The sequence below is a fragment of the Paraburkholderia acidiphila genome (genome assembly GCF_009789655.1).
In the GTDB taxonomy this organism is placed as follows: Bacteria; Pseudomonadota; Gammaproteobacteria; order Burkholderiales; family Burkholderiaceae; genus Paraburkholderia; species Paraburkholderia acidiphila.
The window spans coordinates 358,839-377,509 of the sequence record NZ_CP046909.1; the positions used below are offsets into that span (position 1 = coordinate 358,839).

An 18,671-nucleotide genomic window follows, 5' to 3' on the forward strand; every position below is an offset into this window, starting at 1 on the left:
GCGGGTGAAAACGTCATGAGTTATCAAATCGAGCTCACCACGCGCGACGGCCAGGCGTTCGGCTTCGCGTGCGAGCCAGGGCAGGACGTGCTGAGCGCGGCGGCGGCGGCGGACATCACGCTGCCGTCGCAGTGCCGGCGCGGCAGTTGCGGCGCGTGCCACGCCACCGTGACCGAGGGCGCGTACACGCTCGGCGATCACAGTGCGGACGCGCTGTCTTCGGGCGACCCGCACTCGGTTCTGCTGTGCCGCACGAGGCCTTCGGCCGACTTGCGCGTCGCCGCGCCGTACGATCACACGAAGGTGTTGCTGCAGCCGGTCGCCACGCGTACGGCGCGCATCGCCGCGCTGGAAACGATCGCCGACGATACGCGCCGTCTCGAACTGCTTCTCGACGCCGACGACACCAGCGGCAGCGCCGCCGAGTTCGAGGCGGGCCAGTTCGCGGAGCTGGCGTTGCCTGAGGGACGCGTGAAGCGCCCGTTCTCGCTTGCCAACACCAGCAACTGGGAAGGACGCCTCGAGTTCCTGATTCGATTGCGGCCGGAGGGTGAATTTTCGGCGTATCTGCGCGATCGTGCGCAGCCCGGCGACGTGCTCACCGTGTACGGCCCGCAAGGCGGTTTCGGTTTGATCGCCGATAGTTTGCGCCCGCGCTGGTTCGTGGCGGGCGGCACGGGCCTCGCTCCCGTGCTCTCGATGCTGCGCCGCATGGCCGAATACGGCGAGATGAACGACGCGCGCCTGTTCTTCGGCGTGAATCGCGAAAGCGAGCTTTTCATGCTCGACGAACTCGATGCGCTTCGGGCAACGCTGCCGCAACTGCGTGTCGAGCTTTGCGTGCGCGAAGCGGCCGATGACAGGCAAGGCGCGCACAGCACCCCCGTCGACGCGCTCGCCGCCGCGCTCGCAGGCGCTAGCACGGAGCCCGATCTCTACGTTTGCGGTCCGCCCGCGATGGTGAGCGCGGCACAGGCGGTCGCGGCTCGTGCGCGCGTGCCGTCTGCGCAGTTCGTCAGCGAACGCTTCACGGTTTAAGTGGTAGTGCGGTGTGTGGTTTATCTCCGTGTCTGTTTGACCTCGCCTTCGGGCGGGGTTTTTTTTCGCGCGTCGGAGGGCCATGCACGGCAACGCCAGCGATTCACTCTAACGATTGACATTCAGTCATTAACTGTCAAAATGTCCAATATCATGATGCCAACCCGCAAACCCCGTTCCGGCCCTTCCACCGACGAAAACGCGCTGCTCCTGCGCGAAGGCGAGAAGATTGTCGCCGCGCTCGGTCAGACGCTCGCGCCGCTCGTCGAGGTGGTGTTGCACGACCTTACGCGACCCGAGCATTCCGTCGTGGCGATCGCAAACAATCTGTCAGGGCGACAGGTCGGCGACGCCGTCACCGAAATGGGGCTCGCGCGCATCACCGACTCCGGCTTTCCCGAAGTCGTGGCCAACTATCCGAACCGCTTTCCCGACGGGCGTCCGGCCAAGAGCACGTCCATCGGCCTGAAGAACAGCGCGGGCGAGTATGTCGCGGCGCTGTGCCTGAACATGGATGTCTCGCTGATCGGCGCGGTGACGGCGGGTCTCGGCCAGCTGATCCAGACCAGCGCGGCCGCGCCCGTGACTGAAACGCTCGCGCCGCGCACTGCGGGCGGCGTGCGCGAGGCGCTCGAACGTTACGCCGCCACGCGCAACACCACGCCCATCGGCATGACGCTCGCGCAACGCCGCGAGGCCGTGCGCGAACTCGCGGCGAACGGACTTCTGAACCTGCGTCATGCGCTCGCCGACGTGGCCACCACGCTCGGCGTTGCGCGCTCGACCGTCTACACCTACCTGCCAGCCGAAGACCGACCATGAGCACTCTGCCTATTACTTTCGAAGACGTCGTCGCCGCCCACGAACGCCTGCGTGGCGTCGCGCATCGCACGCCGGTTCTGACTTCGCGCACCGCGAACGAGCGCACGGGCGCGCAGCTTTTCTTCAAATGCGAGAACCTGCAGCGCATGGGCGCGTTCAAGTTCCGTGGCGCGTACAACGCGATCGCGCAGTTCACGCCGGAGCAGAAGGCGGGCGGCGTGATCACCTTTTCGTCGGGCAACCATGCGCAGGCGATCGCGCTGTCGGCGCGTCTGCTCGGCGTGAAGGCCGTGATCGTCATGCCGCACGACGCGCCTGCCGTGAAGGTCGAGGCAACGCGCGGCTATGGCGGCGAGGTGGTGTTCTACGACCGCTACACCGAGGACCGCGAGGCGCTCGGCAAACGGCTCGCCGCCGAGCGCGGCCTCACGCTGATTCCGCCCTACGACCACGCGCACGTGATGGCCGGGCAGGGCACGGCCGCGAAGGAACTTTTCGAGGAAGCGGGCGAACTCGATCTGCTGATCACGCCGCTTGGCGGCGGCGGACTACTATCGGGCTGTGCGACCGCCGCGCATGCGCTCTCGCCCGCGTGCACGGTGATCGGCGTCGAGCCCGAGGCTGGCAACGACGGTCAGCGCAGCTTGCAGACGGGGGAGATCGTTCACATCGACACGCCGAAGACGCTTGCCGACGGCGCGCAAACCCAGCACCTCGGCAACCTGACCTTCGCGGTGATTCGCGAGCGCGTGAGCGAGATCGTCACGGTGAGCGACGCGGAGCTCGTCGATACGATGAAGTTCTTCGCAAGCCGCATGAAGCTCGTGGTCGAACCCACGGGTTGCCTCGCGGCGGCTGCGGTGCTGCACGGCAAGGTGGATGTGCGCGGCAAGCGCGTGGGGGTGGTGATCTCCGGCGGCAACGTCGATCTGCTGCGTTTTGCGGAGCTGGTACAGGCCGCCGGCTAAAGCGGCTTGCACACGGCGCCTCGATTCGCCTCGCGCGGCTCGGTCTCAGCCTCAGCCGAGCAATTCCGCGAGCGCCGCGCGTGCGTTCGTCACGTGCGCGGACTCGCCGGGGCGGCCCGGCAACAGATGAAATTCGGCCGCAGGCAGGGCGGGCAAGCCGAATGAAGCCGGGCACGCCATCAGTCCTTCGCCGATCGCCGACTCGTTCAGACACGAGATTCCCAGCCCCGCCTTGAGCGCCAGTTGCAGCCCGGCCACGCCCGAAGCCGAATGCGAAATCAGATAGGGCATGCGTGCTTCGTCGAGCAATCTCACGACACGGCGCTGCAACTGGCAGGTCGCGGGCAGCAGCACGAGCGGCCAGGGCGGCGTGAGCGCGGGCCGTTCGCGCAGCGTTTGCGCCGCGCCCACCCACACCAGCTTTTCGCGCCGTATCGACGTGCTCTTGTGCGTGCCGCGGCCTTCCTCCATCAGCCGCAGCGATAGCCCGATGTCGTAGGTGTTCTCATCGGCGCCGCTGTCGATCACGGCGCTCGGCTGCACGGTCACGTGCAGGCGCAGCCGCGGATGCTGGTTTGCGAAGCGCCGGAGGATCTCGGCGATGTCGTGCGGCCGGTAATAGTCCGTGATCGCGATGCGCACCTCGCCATCGAGCGTGCGGCCGAGCATGTCGTCGAAGGCTGCGTCGCAAAGCGCGACGATGCGGCGCGCGTGGTCGAGCAGCTTCGCGCCCGCGGGCGTGGCGGACATGCCCTGCTTGCTGCGCACGAAAAGCGGCTGGCCGACGCGCTCTTCGAGCTTCTTGAGCTGCTCGCTCACCGACGACTGCGAAAGGAACACCCGTTCCGCCCCCGCGGAAACACTGCCCGCTTCGGTCACGGCGATAAAGGTGCGCAACTGCGCGAGGTCGAAACCGCGTGTGTTCATGGTTCAGCTTGATCCGGTGTGCTTCGTGTCATCTCACGATTCGGAAATTCCGAATTCATAAATTGGAAATTCCCGCTTTTCCGATGGATGTTGCGCCTCTACGATGCCCTCAGTCAACCGCTATCTGGAGGTCATCATGGAACGAAGCGCTGCACGGGGTGCGGCACACCGATGGAAAGTGCTTGCGGTGGGGGTGGCGGCCAACGCCAGTTTTGCGGCGGCGCTCGGCGGCATTCCCGCAACCGGCGTGTCGATCCGCTCGGGTTACCACATCGGCACGGGCGAACTGGGTGTTGTGCTCGGCATGCTCGGCCTTGGCATCGTGCTCAGCGAGCTTCCCTGGGGACTCCTGACGGATCACTGGGGCGACCGGCGCGTATTGCTCACGGGTCTCGCCACCACGGCGCTCGCACTCGTTGCGATGGCGCTCTGGGGCGCACCGGCGGGCGCGCATGCGCCCAGTGCGACGACGCTCGCGCTGGGTCTGCTCGCGCTGGGTCTGCTCGGCGGCAGCGTGAATGGCTCGAGCGGGCGCGCGGTGATGGCGTGGTTCGCCACTCACGAACGCGGCCTTGCGATGAGCATCCGGCAAACCGCCGTGCCTGCGGGCGGTGGGCTCGGCGCGCTCGTGCTGCCGGCGCTCGCCGAGCATGTGGGATTCGCGGCCGTCTATGGCGCGCTCGCTTTCCTGTGCGCGGTTTCAGCCGTGCTCACGGTCGTCTGGTTGCACGAGCCTGCGCACGCTCAGGACGCCGCGAATGCGCCGCGCGACTCGCAAGAACCGGCTGCGCCGGTGCAACGTCCGGTCTCGCCGCTGCGCAGCGTAACCGTGTGGCGCATGGTCACGGGCATTGGGGTGCTGTGCATTCCGCAGGTGGCCGTGCTCTCGTTCGCGAGCATTTTTCTGCACGACGTCGGCCATGCCGGCACAGCGGCCGTCAGCGCGACGCTTGCGGCGGTGCAGGGCGGCGCGGCGTTCATGCGTGTCTATGGCGGGCGCTGGACCGATCGGCACGGCGACCGGCGCACCTGGTTGCGTGGCAGCGCCGCACTCACTGTCGCGCTTTTCGTGGTGCTGGCCACGCTGACGGCTTTCGCGTCGCACACGCATCGCGCCAACGGCGCATTCGTCGTGCTGCTTGCCGCAGTGATCGTATTGGGCGGCATTGCCGCTTCCGCCTGGCATGGCGTGGCCTTCACCGAACTCGCGACGCTCGCAGGCAACGGCCGTGTGGGAACCGCGCTTGCCATGGGCAACACGGGCGCGTTCCTGGCGTTCTTCGTCACGCCTTCGGCCATCCCGCTGCTGTTGGCGTCGTTTGGATGGCCAGTGGTGTGGGCGTCGGCAGCGCTTTGCGCCGCGCTGGCATGGCCTGCATTCGCCGCGCCGCGCGAGGGCAGCGCGGGGCACACTGGCCATAGTCAACAACGCGCTCGTGAGCGTGCCGTGGCTTGACGATCACGTGCGTAGGAATTATCTCAAGCTATCTGACCGATGCGAGGATTAATTCTGAAAAATCACCACAGTTGGGCATAACTGATGCCTAAGCCGGAGTTAAGGAATATTTAACGTTTCGGAAATCTCCGATTTCGACGGCAGGATTTCAATGGTCAGATGAACGACCTTGCTGATGTTGTGGGTTGCCGGTGCGCTCACGCGGCGCACCGCACCCACGCAAATCCACCTCGAAGGAGATTCAGAGTGAAGCTACGTGTCGTCCTCGCCGACGATCATCCATTCGTTCTGCTAGGCGTTCGCTCCGCACTCCTCGCGGGAGGCGATATCGAGGTCGTGGGTGAAGCGTGCAGCGCGCCAGAGCTATTCCAGATGCTCGAAACCGTTGCGTGCGACGTCGTGGTCACCGACCTCAACATGCCGTCGGGTTCCGGCGAAGCCGAAGACGGCCTGCGCCTCGTGCGGCGTTTGCGCCGCGACTGGCCGCATCTCCCCGTGGTCGTGCTGACCAGTGTTGCGAACGCCGGCATTCTGCGTGCGGTGGCGCACGCGGGCGCGATCGCCATGCTGCGCAAAACCGAGCCCATGGACGAACTCTCCGCCATCGTGCGCGGGGCCGCACAGGGGGTCGCTCATCTGAGCCCGGCCGTCGAGCGCGAACTCGCGGCCGCTGCCTGTCCACCCGACATCTGTGTGCCCCGTTTGACGCCGCGCGAATCGGAGGTGATCCGCAAATTCGCAAGCGGCAGCTCGATCACGGAAATTGCGCGCGCCCTTGGCCGCGACGTGCGCACGGTGAGCAGCCAGAAGCGCGATGCCATGGCCAAGCTCGGCGTGAGCAACGACGCTGGACTCTTCGCCTTTGTCAGGGCGCACGGACTCATATGAACCTGCTTTCCTTGCCGCTGGCGGATGCTGAGGGCATGGCTACCGCTTCCCGCCGCAGCGTGCATGAGCACGACGAACGGCGCTCGGCCCTGCCCGCTCGCAATATGGCCGATACCGCCGACCTCGCGGCACCGGTGCGCGTAATCATCGCTGACGATCATCCGCTCGTGGTGTACGCGCTGGAAAGCATGCTCGTCAACTATCCCAACGTGCAAATCGTCGCGCGTGCACGCAGCGTGCCCGAACTGTTCGAAATGGCGGAGCAGCACGCGTTCGATCTCGTCCTGATGGACCTTTACATGGCGTTGCCCGGCGAACTGGACGGACCCGAGGCCCTGCGCGCCTTTCGTTGCGCTTTCCCGCAAAAGGCGGTGGTCGTGCTCACCATGGAAAGTGCGGCCTCGGTGCTGCGCAAGGCCATCGAACTCGAGGTGAACGCGGTGCTCAGCAAGCGCGACCGCATCGACCTGATCCCGGTTGCGATCATGTCGGCGATGGCGCGCGAACAGTACGTCGGGCCAGTCGTGCGTGACCTGCTGACGGAGGCCGCGCGCGCCGAGCGGCGCGAAGAGGTTTACCGCCTGCTCACGCGGCGTGAATTCGAGGTGATCGCGCATTATGCAAGGGGACTCGGCGTGACGGAAATCGCAGGACTGCTGGGGCGCAGCGTCAAGACGATCAGCGCGCAGAAGTGCGCGGCGATGAAGAAGCTCGCGCTCAGCAACGATATCGAGCTCTATCGCTTCGCGGTCGAATGCGGTGTGACGCAGAGCCAGCAAGCTTGAACGATCACTTGCACACAAGCTATCCGGTCGTTCGAGAAGGCGCGCTTCGCACGGGCGAGCCGCTGCGCGCGATCGTGGCCGATGACCACGCGTGCATCCGGCTGGGAGTGGCGAGCCTGCTGCATGCAACGGCGCGAGCCCTCGTCGTTGGCGAAGCCAGCAACACGCATGCGCTCGCCATGCAGCTCGACATGACCGCCTGTGACGTTGTCATTTCCGATCTCTGCATGCCGGGGCTGGACGGCGAATATGGCCCCTTTGCGCTGCTACGGCGCCTCGCGCAGACGCGAGGCGCGCCTGCGGTCGTCGTCCTGAGCATGGTGTCGACGCCCCACGTTTTGACGGGGCTGGTGCAGCACGGCCTGAATGTCATCGTCGACAAGCGCGACTTCGCGCACGATCTCGTGCTCGCCGTGGCCGCCGCTCGCGCCCGCGCGCCGTTTCTCTCGCGCCGCGCCCGCGAAACGCTTGCGCGTGCCGACGCCACTTGCGCCCCCTGCGCAGAGATGCCGAGCGCGCGCGAATGGGAAGTCTTTCAGCTTTATGCACAGGGTATGTCGGTCGGTCAGATTGCCCAACGGTTTCAGCGCAGCCGCAAAACAATCAGCGCGCAAAAGCGCAGCACCATGCGCAAGCTCGGACTCGTCACGGAGCGCGATCTGAGCGACTTCGCCATGCAGGTGGGGCTCGCCTGAATCATCCCAATGCAGCGCGCGTCTCCGGTTCATTCCGGCGTCCGTAGGAATTCCTCCTGGCTTGTCTCGCGCAATGCGCACAGTGTTTTAAGAGTTCTCCTATCTGAATGCGGGGATCGTCTCCCCATAATCCCAAGCTCAACACGTGGCTCGTCAGATATTGCCGTCCCGGCAATGCGATCAATAGACGGCCCAGTCGGAACAGACCGGGATGCAGTCCGGAAACGGAGACGAAACAATGAAGCTCGGTAGGCGTTTGGCGGTCGAGGGCGCGGGAACCGCGTGGCTCGTGTTCGCCGGCTGCGCAGCCCCGGCGCTCAACGCGAGCCCGTCCTCACAGGGCCTCAACGTTCTCGAAATCGCCGCGGCCTTCGGGCTCGCGCTTATGGTGGCGAACTATGCCGCGGCCCGCGCGGCGAGCGCCCACTTCAATCCCGCTGTCACGATTGGCTACGCGGTTTCCGGGCGCTTTCCAGTGCGCGATACCGGGCCCTACCTCGCGGCGCAGACCCTCGGTGCCATTCTCGGCGCAGCGTTGCTCGTACGCGTGGCGAGCGGGCGGCCGGGCTTTTCCGTCGCGGTGGCGGACCTCGGCAGCAACGGCTACGACGAACATTCTCCGAGCGAATACGCCCTCTACGCCGTGTTTCTGCTGGAGCTGGCGGTCTCGTTCGTGTTCGTCCTCTTCCATCTTTTGATGTCTAGTACGTTCGCACGCCGAAAGATTGCGGCGCTCGCCATTGGCGCCTGCCTTGCCGCCATCTATCTCATCGCCATTCCCGTGAGCAACGGCGGCGCGAATCCGGCGCGATCGACCGGTCCCGCGCTGTTCGTCGGCGAGTGGGCGCTCGATCAACTTTGGCTCTTCTGGGCGGCGCCGTTGCTGGGAGGAGCCGCGGCCGGCGTGGTGTTCCGCCTCGCGAGGCGCCGCTCGAGCATCGTCCCCGTGCCGTCTCGCGACGGCGTTTGAAATCCGGTATGGCGTTTGCCGATGGGGCCGATTCTCCGCATCTTCTGTCTTCGCGCGCGCCCGGCTGCATCGAGGCGCGGGCGCGGGCTTGTGCGTGGCTTGGCCTGTCTTGGCGCGCTCGCCGCGGCGTGGATGCTCGCGTTTTGCGTGACGGCGGCGAGCGCCGCGACGTCATGTGGGCCAGCAGGCGAGGGCATCGTGCTCTCGCGGCAGGTCGCCACGTCGTTGCCGCCGCAGCTCGTTGTCGGCGTGGTCGCGGGGGGCTGGGCGCCGCTCGAAGTGCTCGACGGCGCCACGCTCACCGGTTTCAGCGCCGACTATCTGCGCCTTCTCACCGGCGCTGGTGTCAAGCTTCAGCCACGCGTCTTTGCAGACATGCCAGCGTTGCTGGCGGCGGCCTGCGCGGGCGAAGTCGACATCGTCATGAGCCTTGCGCGCACGCCGTCGCGCGAGCGCTGTCTCGCATTCACGGTGCCGTACCTGACCGGTAGCACGGCGTTTGTCACGCGGGTCGGGAATACCGCGCTTGCGACACAGCCGGCGCGCCTCGCACACGCGACCTTTGCAGTCGAGCGCGGCTATGCCCTCGAGTCCGCATTGCGCGAGCGCTTTACGCAGGCGCGCATCGAAACGTTCGCGACGACGCAGGCTGCGCTGCGCGCCGTCGCGCAGGGTAAGGCCGACGTCTACGCAGGCTTTTCGCCCGTGGCGCGCTATCAGCTTACGCTCGAAGGATTCGGCGATCTGCGCGTCGCCTTCGAGGAGCGCGACCGCATGCGCGAACTGCGTTACGGTGTGCCGGTTTCCAGATCGGCGCTGCGCGACCGGCTCGATCTTCTTCTGGGCGGCGTACGGCCCGCCGCGGCCGCGGCCGAGCGGGCACGCTGGTTCGAAGGCGGCGCGCCGGGCGAGGCGCCGCCGTCCGCGTTCAGCTTGAGCGCCGACGAGCGCGCGTGGCTGCGTGGCTTGCCGCCGCTGAAAGTGGGCTACGACAGCGACTGGCTGCCTTTCAGCCTCACGAACCAGGCTGGCGAGCCGTCGGGCATGGCCAACGACTATCTCGACTATCTGGGGCGCACCCTTGGCGTTACCTTCGATCGCGTGCCTATTTCTCCCTGGACGAGCGCCGGGGCGGCGCTGCAGCGTGGCGAGATCGCGCTCGCCGCGACCGCGGCGAGCGATAGCGCGTTTGCCTCCGGCGTGGCCTACTCGGACGCGTTCGAGCACTATCCGCTCGTCATGGTGGGACGTCGCGACGAGCCGATGGCGCGCTCGCTTGGCGACTTTGCAGGCCGCCGCATCGTGCTGGCGCCACACGCGCCGGAAGTGCAGGTGCTCCCCGGCACGCAGGTCGTGCGTGCCGCAAGCCTCGCAGCCGGGCTCGCAATGGTCGATCGCCACGAGGCCGATGTGCTGGTAGGCAACCCGGCCGCGCTCGACGAGCCGCTCAGCGGCACCTACCTCGAGACGCTGAAGGTGCTGGGCGCGGTAGGTTTCGATGATTCGACGGCGTTTGCCGTACGCTGCGACCTCGCACCGCTCGCAGGCCTCATCGATCGCGCGCTCGGCGCGATGTCGCCCGCCGAACAGCAGCAGATCCGCAATCGCTGGACCGCAGCCGTCTCCACCCGGGCCGGCGGCTGGAGCGTCAACGCACTGCGGCTCCTGCCGCTCCTGATCGTGTTCGGCGTGCTGCTTCTCGTCACGCTGCGCGCCTACGCGCTGCTCCAGCGCGAAATGCACAGGCGGCGGCGCGCGGAACAGGTGCTCGCGCGCCAGGTCGAACTGCAGGACACGATGATGGAGATGATCCCGTATCCCCTCGGTGCACGGGATCTCGAGAACCGCTATCTCGCGGTCAATCGCGCCTACGAAGAATCGACCGGCCTCGCGCGCGCCCGCGTCCTCGGGCGCGCGGGTTCGGCCGTGATGGCGTGGGGCCCCGAGAACAGTCGCCGCATGGACGATCTCTATTGGCTCACGATCGTCGAAGGCGAGAGCCAGCGTGTCGAGCTGATCTTCGAGAACGCGATCGGGGAGGCACGTCACGGGATTTTCTGGACGCGCCTGTGCCGCGATCCGCAGGGCGCGCCGTTCTGCGTACTTGGCACGATGATCGATGTCACCGACATTCGCCGCGCCGAACTGCGCGAACGCGAATCGGAGCGGCTCCTCTCGGAGGTGACGGGTTCGCTGCCCGCGATCGTGTTCCAGTTACGCCGAGCGCCCGATGGCCGCTACTCGTTTCCGTACATTGGTGGTGACACGCAGCGGCTCCTTGGCGACACTGTCGACGCCCTGCGCCGCGCGCATTCAGTCGATCTTTCGCGGGTGTGGCGTCACGATCGCACGCTTCTTGCCTCGCAGCTCGAACGCTCCGCGCGCCGGTTCGTACCCGTGCACGCCGAGTTTCGCTTTCAAGGCGCGGCCGGATTCGTGTGGGTGCGTGCGGAGTTCGCGCCGCGCCGTGCCGAAGACGGCGCGATCGTCTGGAGCGGCTATGCGCTGGACGCGAACGTCGAGCACGCACGCGCAGACGAACTCGAGCACGCGCGGGATACCGCAGAGGCGGCCTCACGCGCGAAGGACGATTTTCTCGCCATGATGAGCCACGAGATCCGCACGCCGATGAACGGCGTGCTCGGTCTCGTCGAGGTGCTCGAGCGCACGCCGCTGAACCCGGATCAGGCGCAAATGGTCGCCATGGTCCACGAATCGGCGGGCGCGCTGCTGCAGATACTCGACGATCTGCTCGACTACTCGAAGATCCAGGCCGGCCATCTCGTGATCGACTCGCAGCCGTTCGACATGCGCGAACTCGTCGACAACGCCGTCGGGCTGCTGGCCGCGCGCGCGCACGAGAAGGGGCTGAAGGTGCGCGTGGATGTGGAGCCGGAGGTCGCGGCGCTCCTGCGCGGCGACAGCGTGCGCCTGCGGCAGATTCTCTTCAATCTGCTCAGTAATGCGATCAAGTTTACGCTGGCAGGCGAGGTGAGCGTGCATGTTCGCGCGTGCGATGTCGGCACCCGCGATGGCGCGCTTCCTTCTTATCAGCGGCTTTCGATCTCGGTGTCCGACACCGGAATCGGCATTGCGCCCGAAGCGCAGGCGCAGCTCTTCGAGCCGTTCATTCAGGCCGAGACCTCGACTACGCGCCGCTTCGGCGGGACGGGGCTCGGCCTCACGATCTGCCGCAAGCTCGCGGCGTTGATGGTCGGCACGCTCGAGCTTGAGAGCGAAGTGGACCGCGGCACCTGCCTCACATTGCATATCGAATTGCCGGTCGAGGCCCGCAGCGGTACGGCTGCCGGACTGCGCGGCAAGCGCGCGCTCGTGACGTGCGAGGACGCGGGCGTCGCCGCCGCATTGATGCATTTTGGCGCGGCGCTCGGCATGGAAATGCGCCGCGTCGCGCCAGCGGACCTCGCCCGCTCCGCGAGCGCGGACAAGGCCGATCTACTATTCGTGTCTGAAGCGCTGGTCGAGCGGTTGGGCAAGCTCGGTGCACCCGTGCTTTGTCTGACGGAGAACCCGAAGCCAAGCGGTTATCGCGTTGCCGCGAGCGGCGTGCGCGTGAGCGTCAACCCGTTGTCCTGGCGCGGCCTGAGCGTCGTTTGCGCGATGGCGCTGGCGGGGCTGCCGGTCAAGGCGGCCAGTCCGTCGCGGGCCGCCACCGACGTCGAGACGTCACTCCCGGCGCCCGATCGCGAGCAGGAGCGCGCTGCCGGCCGCCTTGTCCTCGTGGCGGAAGACCATCCCGTCAATCAGGAGCTGATCCGCCGTCAACTGGCATTGATCGGGTTCGCATGCGACGTCGTCGACGATGGCGCGAAGGCGCTCGAAGCGCTGGCCGAATGCGAATACGGCTGCCTGATAACCGACTGTCATATGCCGAACGTGTCGGGCTACGATCTCGCGCGGCGCGTGCGCCAAATGGAGCAGAAGACGCGCGGCGGGCGGCGCTTGCCGATACTCGGCATCACCGCCAATACGGCGCCCGAGAACATGAGTCAGTGCAGCGAAGCAGGCATGGACGATTGCCTCATCAAGCCCACGCGTGTGGCCACGTTGCGCGAGCATCTCGCGCGCTGGTTCGGGGTGGAGGGCATGCAACGCACCTTGCAGGGCGAAGCCGCGCGCGAGGCAGACGCAAACAGGTCGCCGGCGGGGCAAGCAGCGTCGGGGGCCTCAAGGGCTATGGGGGGCTCGGGGGCGCCGGAGCCGTCTCCCGCGGCGCGCGGCGGTTCTGACGGAACGCTCGCGGAAAAGCCTGCACACGCACGGACGTTCGAGCCGCTGGACCTCGCGCACATGATCCAGGTCTGGGGCGGGGAGGCGACCGTGAAGACGCTGCTCGGCTCGTTCGTTTCGGCGATGCGAGACGACCTGGACGCGTTGCCGGGGCTCCTCGAACAAGCCGATGTCGCGCGCTTGCGCGAATGGCATCACCGGCTTGCCGGTGCCGTGGGCGTGCTGCAATACCCTGCACTGCTTGCCGAGTTAGAGACTTTTCGCCGTCACATGAACAGTCACACTGCCGGGCAATTGCGCGAGGAAGGCTATGCGCTCATCCGCACGTGCCAGGCGATGCTCGGCGGAATCGAACAACAGGCCGCGCTGCTCGCGTGAATGATGCAAATCAGGTAATGGACGGGCGCGGAAGGAAAGGTCGAAAAGCGGCAAAAGCGGGGTCGTGCGCGGGCGAAAAAAAACGCGGCCGAAGCCGCGTTCAAGCTTGGAGACCCTTCGATGAAGAGTCACTTCTCGCAGTTCCTAGCTTAGTCGGCGGCCGGAAAGAAATCGAGACAATTTCGATCAATTAACTATTACAGGGAATGCTGGTAATCGCGCTTGTCGCCGCAGTGTCGTGCTGGCGAAACCATTCGACTGTGAAGTCAACGAACGAACGTGTTTTTGCCGGAACGTGGCGGCGGCCGGGATAGACGAGCGAGAGTTCCTTGTCTGCGTCGCGAATGTCCCATCCGGCCAGCACGCGCACGAGCTGGCCGGATGCGAGATCGGCGTCCACGTGGTTTGCCGGCAGGATCGTGATGCCCATACCCGCGATCGCGGCCTGACGCAGCATCACGGAATTGTTCACAGCGTACGCCGGTTCGATCAGCACAGGTTTGCGGACTCCGCCCGGGCCCTCGAAGTGCCATTCGTTGCCATGAATATCGGCGGAAGGCGCAAGCAGCGTGTGACGGGCGAGATCGGCGGGGCATTGCGGCGCAGCATGGCTCGCGAGGTAGACGGGCGAAGCGACAGCAACCGGTGCGACGCTCAAAAGCGGGCGGCGGATCAGGGTGCCCCCGCTCACCTGACGCGGCGCCACGATGCCCGCGTCGAATCCTTCCTCAATCAGGTCGACCGGACGGTGCAGCAGCGTAAGCGAGAGCCGGACTTTCGGGAACGCATCGAGGTAGCGCTCGAGCATCGGCGTGAGGTCGTGCAGCGAAAACGAAGCGTGTGCAACGACGCGCAACGTGCCGGACGGCACCGATACGCCATGCGCGATATGGGTTTCTATGCGCGCCAGATCGTCGAGGACCTGCCGGCAGCCCTGCGCATAGGCGGCTCCCGCCTCGGTGAGCGAAGCGCTGCGCGTGTTGCGGTTGATGAGTCGCGTTTCCAGATGGGATTCGAGCAATGCCACGTAGCGGGTGACCACCGCGTTCGACATGTTCAGACTCATTGCCGCGCGGCCGAACGAGCCATGCTCGGCAACGCTGACGAACACGCGCATGGCCTGCAGCTGATTCATGTTTTTGGGGGACGTGGACACGAGGCGGATGGGTGAAGCGATAAGGAGAATGACGTCGGCAGACACGCGTTGGCGCTCGCCGAGAGGGATAGTACCGATGCGCATTGGGCGAGCGGAATGGGATTCGTCTGAATCGATGCTTTATCCGGAAATCTCAGTGTTGTCCGACTGCAACGCTTTATCGGGATACCGAATGAAATGGCAGAAAGAGAGAAAAAACAAGATAAGTCGTGAGCATTGAGTCACAAGCGTTTGAAGCCTTGCCGCAGAGAACTTCAATTAATTCGAAAAGGCTTTTGCCGAGATATTGGATGGTCCTCCAAAAGGCGACGACCATAAACTTCGCCATGCAAATCAACGTGGTGCTATGCACTGCATGACGGAATCGCTATGCCGGCGTGAGGCCGGCGACGGCATCCATTTTTGCCGAAAGGCCTTGCATCGAAGGAAGCATATGAAAAAGAAATTGGCTATCGCGGCGGCAGTCGCCGCGACTTTTGCATCGGCGTCGTACGCGCAAAGCAGCGTCACGCTGTACGGTATTGTTGATGCAGGTATTACCTACACGACCAATGTCAACGGCGACCGGAACTTCGCGCTGACGAGCGGTAACGTCTCGGCGAGCCGCTGGGGCCTGCGCGGCGTTGAGGATCTCGGTGGCGGCCTGAAGACGATCTTCACCTTGGAAAGCGGCTTCAATGTCGCGAACGGCCAGCAGAACGGTGGCCTGTTCAATCGTCAGGCGTTCGTCGGTCTGACGCAAGACCAGTACGGCACGGTCACGTTCGGTCGCCAGTTCGACTCGATGATCGACTACGTCGGTCCGCTCACCGCAGTGGGCACCTGGGGCGGCAATTACACGGCCCACCTCATGGACAACGACGACCTGAACGGCACGTTCTCGCTCAACAATACGATCAAGTATGCCAGCCCGAACTTCTCGGGCTTCCAGTTCGGCGGCCTCTACGCGTTCTCGAACCAGGCCGGCGGCTTCGCGGTCAACCGCGCGTACAGCGCCGGTATGAGCTATGCGTACCAGGGCCTGCGTCTTGGTGCGGCCTATACGCAGATCAATGGCGTGAATGCCAACGGCGGCGGCGCGGTCCAGGGCTCGCCGATGGCGAACACGCTCGGCGCGCTCAGCGATCTCAGCGGCAATGCGCGTCAGCGCAACTGGGGTGCAGGCGCAAGCTACACCTATGGTCCGATGGTCGGCGGCGTCGTGTTCACGCAGTCGCGCGTCAACGACACGCTGGGCAATTCGCTGCGCCTGAACAACATCGAAGCCAACGCACGCTACAACCTGACGCCGGCTCTCGGCATCGGCGCGATGTACACGTACACGAATGCGAACGGCTCGGTGCTCGACGCGAACGGCAGCAGTTCGGCGCACTGGCACCAGTTCGCGCTGCAAGCCGACTACTCGCTCTCGAAGCGCACGGATGTGTACCTCGAAGGCGTCGGCATGTGGGGTGCTGGCCAGAATGCAGTGGGCATCACGCAAGTGGGCTTCCAGGGCAACGACAACTTCTCGTCGTCGAAGAACCAGGGGATCATCACGACGGGTATCCGTCACCGCTTCTAAGAATTCGGAGGCGTCGCGCTCCTGGTTGGGGTTGTTGCAAGCATCGCAGATGGGAGCGCGGAGCGCCGGATGGCAAGAAGGTAGTACTTGGGTTGAAAGGCGCCGCTTGCGGCGCCTTTTTTTATTGCACGCGGCTTACGCGGAGCCGACATCGGCGCAGCGGACGCACCCAGCGGATTTGCTCTAGCATGTGAGAGCGCGGTTTTGTGCCTTCTGGTGCAGCGCGCCACAAAAACAGGAGAAATTCCATGAATGTGCTTCGTCCGCTGCAGCTCACTCTCGCTCTGTGTGTCCTCGCCTCCAGCGCTGCGTACGCTGACACTGTCGCGCTGAAAGCCGATCTCGAACCGTCCAGCGAAGTGCCGCCGCGTGTCAGTCAGGGCCACGGCATGCTCAACGCCACGTTCGACACGTCCACGAAATCGCTGAACTGGACGATCACGTACGAAGGGCTCTCCGGCCCGGCCTCCGCCGCGCACTTTCACGGCCCCGCGCCCGTTGGGCAGAACGCCGGGGTGCAGGTCCCGATTCCGAAGGGCGAACTGGCAAGCCCGATCAAGGGTTCCGCCACGCTCAACGAGCAGCAGGTCACTCAGCTGATGGGCGGCCAGTGGTATTTCAACATTCATACGGCGCAAAACCCGTCAGGCGAGATTCGCGGCCAGGTGCTGCCCGCCAATTGATCGGCGCGCGATCGTTCGCCTCGCTCGCCGGATTGCGCGCGCCGCTCGTTCCCGCAATCGACGCCGGATTGCGGGACGATGTCCGTTGACCGCTGCCGAGTGCCGGCTGAGTCCAGCTTGAGTGCCGTGGAGGGCTGAGCCGATGAGCTGGCAAAGCAGGCTGATCTGCAGGTTCCTGCGCCGCACGTTTCTGCCGCAAACGCGCAAGTCAATCAACGTCGCACGCGTGCGCATGCTGACGGCTAGGCGTATCTGGACCCCAGGTGTGCCGAGCGGCTGGCGCTTGCGCGAGCAGTACGACGCCTCCGATGTCCCGTTGCGCGGCGAGTGGCTTGTCCGCGAGCGCTCGCCCGCGCAGCGCACGCTCCTCTATCTGCATGGCGGCGGGTATTACTTCTGCTCGCCGCGCTCGCAGCGCGCGATCTCGTTCGGTCTGGGCAAGCGCGCCGGCGCAGACGTCTTCTCGCTCGACTATCGCCTTGCGCCCGAGCATCCGTTTCCTGCTGCACTCGAGGACGCATTGGCCGCGTATCGCCACTTGCTGGCAAACGGCACGCGGCCTGGCTCGATTGTGATCAGCGGCGATTCTGCGGGCGGTGGGCTGGCGTTGGCCACAGTCGTCGCCTTGCGCGACGCGGGCGATCCGCTTCCCGCCGGCGCCGTGCTTTTTTCACCCTGGACGGATCTTGCGGCGACGGGCGCCTCGATACGCGAGAACGACGGGCGCGATCCCATGTTCAGCGGCGAGGTCTTCGCGCGCATTGCGCCGTTCTACCTCGGCTCGGCAAGTGCGAGCGATCCCTACGTGTCGCCGCTTTATGCCGACTTTCGCGGCTTGCCGCCGCTAAGCCTCTTCGTCGGAAGCTCCGAAACGCTGCTCGACGACACGCGCCGCGTAGTCGAACGCGCGCGCGCCGCAGGCGTGTCGGTGGAGTGCGAGATTGCCGGTGGCATGCCGCACATCTGGCCGATCTATGCGCCGTTCATGCCCGAAGCGCGCCGCACGCTCGACGTCGCCGCGAGCTTCGTGCGCCGCGTGACCGGTGCGCAGGTGCGCGGCGACGAGAAACCGCAGCCGCCTCAATCGAGCGCGACGTCGATCGCGTCATAGGCCGCATGCACGGCGGCTTCGCCGTAGTGGCGCTCTAGCCGGCGCACAGTGAAATGCCCATGCGCCACCTGCTGGAAATGGTCGATGAACACCGTGTTGACCATGGCGCCGAGCACCGCACCGATAGCCGGTATCGATTTCGCCGCGACCTGCTCGCTCACCTGCACGGAGAAGCGCGCGGCCACGGTCTGCATGAGCTTGAGGAGCGCGGTCGAGCCGTGCGCGGCAAAGCCCTTCGTTGCCATTTCCGACGACGCAGCCGATACCGCCTTCGCAAGCGCGCCGCGTGCGATGAAATAGCCGAAGTCGGCTTCGTCGTCGGCAGCCGAGCGGCCCCCCATGCCGAATACGGTCAGGCATTGCAGCTGCGTGTCGGTGCTGGCCAGATTCTCGCCTTCGCTGCGCGCGATGTCGCAAATCGAGCGAAACATCAGCGTGGTCGTGACGGGCAACTCGACCGGCAGCGCGAACAGGCCGAATGCGCCGCCCGCCGCGCCCGTGGTCGCCACCGCGAACTTGTGCAGCAGATTGCTCGGCTTTGTGTTCGTGCGAGCCTCGGCGGTGGCGAGCGCACCTTGTTTGCCGAGCGTTTTCAGCGCGAGCTGCAGGCACTTGCGTAGCGCGGATTGCGTCGCGTCGGCCACCTTGTCGTTGGCGACGCCGGGCAGCCGCGCCAGCAGCTTTTCCACCGGCGCGCCCACGATGGCCGCGAGCTTCATGCCGAGCGGCGGCGTTTCGAGCTGATGTTTGGCGCGCCGCAGCGCGTCGAGATCGGCCTCGGTGAAAGCCGCGGCGGCGCCCGCGCGGGCTGGATCGGCGGCTGTGAGTTCGCTTGTGGGGTCGGTCATGGGTTCCATTGCGCTCCCGCATTATCAGCAACGACGGCGGGGCATCGCCGCCATTCGACGCCCCAGTGTAGTGGATCGCGCCGTGCTATGATGATTAATCTTTGACGCGTCAACCGTTGCTGGATCAAAAA

At 65.6% G+C, this 18,671-nt stretch carries 15 protein-coding genes; 12 read left to right on the forward strand and 3 right to left on the reverse strand.

Annotated features, from left to right (window positions below; translation table 11 throughout):
• The first annotated feature begins 15 nt into the window (after nt 1-15).
• The 3 genes from FAZ97_RS01660 (at nt 16) to FAZ97_RS01670 (ending at nt 2,828) form a co-directional block, all read left to right on the forward strand.
• On the forward strand, nt 16-1,038 hold the full coding sequence (locus tag FAZ97_RS01660) for a 2Fe-2S iron-sulfur cluster-binding protein (RefSeq protein WP_158756889.1): 1,023 nt from the start codon (nt 16-18) through the stop codon (nt 1,036-1,038).
• A gap of 153 nt (nt 1,039-1,191) precedes the next feature.
• Entirely contained in the window at nt 1,192-1,860 is a 669-nt protein-coding gene (locus FAZ97_RS01665; protein ID WP_233271607.1) for a helix-turn-helix transcriptional regulator, read from the forward strand.
• Nucleotides 1,857-2,828, forward strand: a complete 972-nt coding sequence (locus FAZ97_RS01670; protein ID WP_158756890.1) for a threo-3-hydroxy-L-aspartate ammonia-lyase — start codon at nt 1,857-1,859, stop codon at nt 2,826-2,828. Before FAZ97_RS01665 ends, FAZ97_RS01670 begins: the two co-directional genes overlap by 4 nt.
• Before the next feature lie 51 nt (nt 2,829-2,879).
• Here FAZ97_RS01670 and FAZ97_RS01675 read toward each other — a convergent pair whose 3' ends face one another.
• The gene (locus FAZ97_RS01675) at nt 2,880-3,755 is read right to left on the reverse strand and encodes a LysR family transcriptional regulator (protein ID WP_158756891.1); all 876 of its coding nucleotides are present in this window, start codon (nt 3,753-3,755) and stop codon (nt 2,880-2,882) included.
• A gap of 136 nt (nt 3,756-3,891) precedes the next feature.
• On the opposite strand from FAZ97_RS01675, the gene FAZ97_RS01680 reads away from it, so the two are divergent.
• The 6 genes from FAZ97_RS01680 to FAZ97_RS01705 all read left to right on the forward strand — a co-directional run bounded on the left by FAZ97_RS01680 (nt 3,892) and on the right by FAZ97_RS01705 (nt 13,178).
• The gene (locus FAZ97_RS01680) at nt 3,892-5,211 is read left to right on the forward strand and encodes an MFS transporter (protein ID WP_158756892.1); all 1,320 of its coding nucleotides are present in this window, start codon (nt 3,892-3,894) and stop codon (nt 5,209-5,211) included.
• A gap of 246 nt (nt 5,212-5,457) precedes the next feature.
• Complete coding sequence (locus tag FAZ97_RS01685) at nt 5,458-6,099, forward strand: response regulator transcription factor (protein WP_233271608.1); 642 nt, start codon at nt 5,458-5,460, stop codon at nt 6,097-6,099.
• A gap of 35 nt (nt 6,100-6,134) precedes the next feature.
• Nucleotides 6,135-6,884 (forward strand): response regulator transcription factor, encoded by a 750-nt coding sequence (locus FAZ97_RS01690; protein ID WP_325073220.1) that lies wholly within the window; start codon nt 6,135-6,137, stop codon nt 6,882-6,884.
• On the forward strand, nt 6,881-7,579 hold the full coding sequence (locus FAZ97_RS01695; RefSeq protein WP_233271609.1) for a response regulator transcription factor: 699 nt from the start codon (nt 6,881-6,883) through the stop codon (nt 7,577-7,579). Before FAZ97_RS01690 ends, FAZ97_RS01695 begins: the two co-directional genes overlap by 4 nt.
• 238 nt (nt 7,580-7,817) lie before the next feature.
• Nucleotides 7,818-8,549, forward strand: coding sequence for an aquaporin (locus FAZ97_RS01700; RefSeq protein WP_158756895.1), 732 nt, complete (start codon nt 7,818-7,820; stop codon nt 8,547-8,549).
• A gap of 90 nt (nt 8,550-8,639) precedes the next feature.
• A complete protein-coding gene (locus FAZ97_RS01705) occupies nt 8,640-13,178 on the forward strand; it encodes an ATP-binding protein (protein WP_158756896.1) in 4,539 nt (1,512 codons plus the stop codon).
• A 190-nt stretch (nt 13,179-13,368) separates the two neighbouring features.
• Here FAZ97_RS01705 and FAZ97_RS01710 read toward each other — a convergent pair whose 3' ends face one another.
• Nucleotides 13,369-14,313, reverse strand: coding sequence for a LysR family transcriptional regulator (locus FAZ97_RS01710; protein WP_158756897.1), 945 nt, complete (start codon nt 14,311-14,313; stop codon nt 13,369-13,371).
• 454 nt (nt 14,314-14,767) lie between these two features.
• On the opposite strand from FAZ97_RS01710, the gene FAZ97_RS01715 reads away from it, so the two are divergent.
• The 3 genes from FAZ97_RS01715 (at nt 14,768) to FAZ97_RS01725 (ending at nt 17,692) form a co-directional block, all read left to right on the forward strand.
• Nucleotides 14,768-15,898, forward strand: coding sequence for a porin (locus FAZ97_RS01715; RefSeq protein WP_158756898.1), 1,131 nt, complete (start codon nt 14,768-14,770; stop codon nt 15,896-15,898).
• A 248-nt stretch (nt 15,899-16,146) separates the two neighbouring features.
• The gene (locus tag FAZ97_RS01720; RefSeq protein WP_158756899.1) at nt 16,147-16,581 is read left to right on the forward strand and encodes a CHRD domain-containing protein; all 435 of its coding nucleotides are present in this window, start codon (nt 16,147-16,149) and stop codon (nt 16,579-16,581) included.
• Nucleotides 16,582-16,723: 142 nt separating this feature from the next.
• On the forward strand, nt 16,724-17,692 hold the full coding sequence (locus tag FAZ97_RS01725; RefSeq protein WP_158756900.1) for an alpha/beta hydrolase: 969 nt from the start codon (nt 16,724-16,726) through the stop codon (nt 17,690-17,692).
• On the opposite strand, the gene FAZ97_RS01730 is transcribed toward FAZ97_RS01725, so the two are convergent.
• Complete coding sequence (locus tag FAZ97_RS01730; protein WP_158756901.1) at nt 17,662-18,540, reverse strand: EcsC family protein; 879 nt, start codon at nt 18,538-18,540, stop codon at nt 17,662-17,664. The genes FAZ97_RS01725 and FAZ97_RS01730 overlap by 31 nt on opposite strands.
• Nucleotides 18,541-18,671: the final 131 nt, after the last annotated feature.

Coding starts and splice junctions, on each gene's coding strand:
- FAZ97_RS01700 (WP_158756895.1), top strand. CDS start 7,818: ATGAAGCTCGGTAGGCGTTTGGCGGTCGAGGGCGCGGGAACCGCGTGG.
- FAZ97_RS01710 (WP_158756897.1), bottom strand. CDS start 14,313: ATGAATCAGCTGCAGGCCATGCGCGTGTTCGTCAGCGTTGCCGAGCAT.
- FAZ97_RS01690 (WP_325073220.1), top strand. CDS start 6,135: ATGGCTACCGCTTCCCGCCGCAGCGTGCATGAGCACGACGAACGGCGC.
- FAZ97_RS01660 (WP_158756889.1), top strand. CDS start 16: ATGAGTTATCAAATCGAGCTCACCACGCGCGACGGCCAGGCGTTCGGC.
- FAZ97_RS01720 (WP_158756899.1), top strand. CDS start 16,147: ATGAATGTGCTTCGTCCGCTGCAGCTCACTCTCGCTCTGTGTGTCCTC.
- FAZ97_RS01730 (WP_158756901.1), bottom strand. CDS start 18,540: ATGACCGACCCCACAAGCGAACTCACAGCCGCCGATCCAGCCCGCGCG.
- FAZ97_RS01675 (WP_158756891.1), bottom strand. CDS start 3,755: ATGAACACACGCGGTTTCGACCTCGCGCAGTTGCGCACCTTTATCGCC.
- FAZ97_RS01715 (WP_158756898.1), top strand. CDS start 14,768: ATGAAAAAGAAATTGGCTATCGCGGCGGCAGTCGCCGCGACTTTTGCA.
- FAZ97_RS01680 (WP_158756892.1), top strand. CDS start 3,892: ATGGAACGAAGCGCTGCACGGGGTGCGGCACACCGATGGAAAGTGCTT.
- FAZ97_RS01725 (WP_158756900.1), top strand. CDS start 16,724: ATGAGCTGGCAAAGCAGGCTGATCTGCAGGTTCCTGCGCCGCACGTTT.
- FAZ97_RS01670 (WP_158756890.1), top strand. CDS start 1,857: ATGAGCACTCTGCCTATTACTTTCGAAGACGTCGTCGCCGCCCACGAA.
- FAZ97_RS01665 (WP_233271607.1), top strand. CDS start 1,192: ATGATGCCAACCCGCAAACCCCGTTCCGGCCCTTCCACCGACGAAAAC.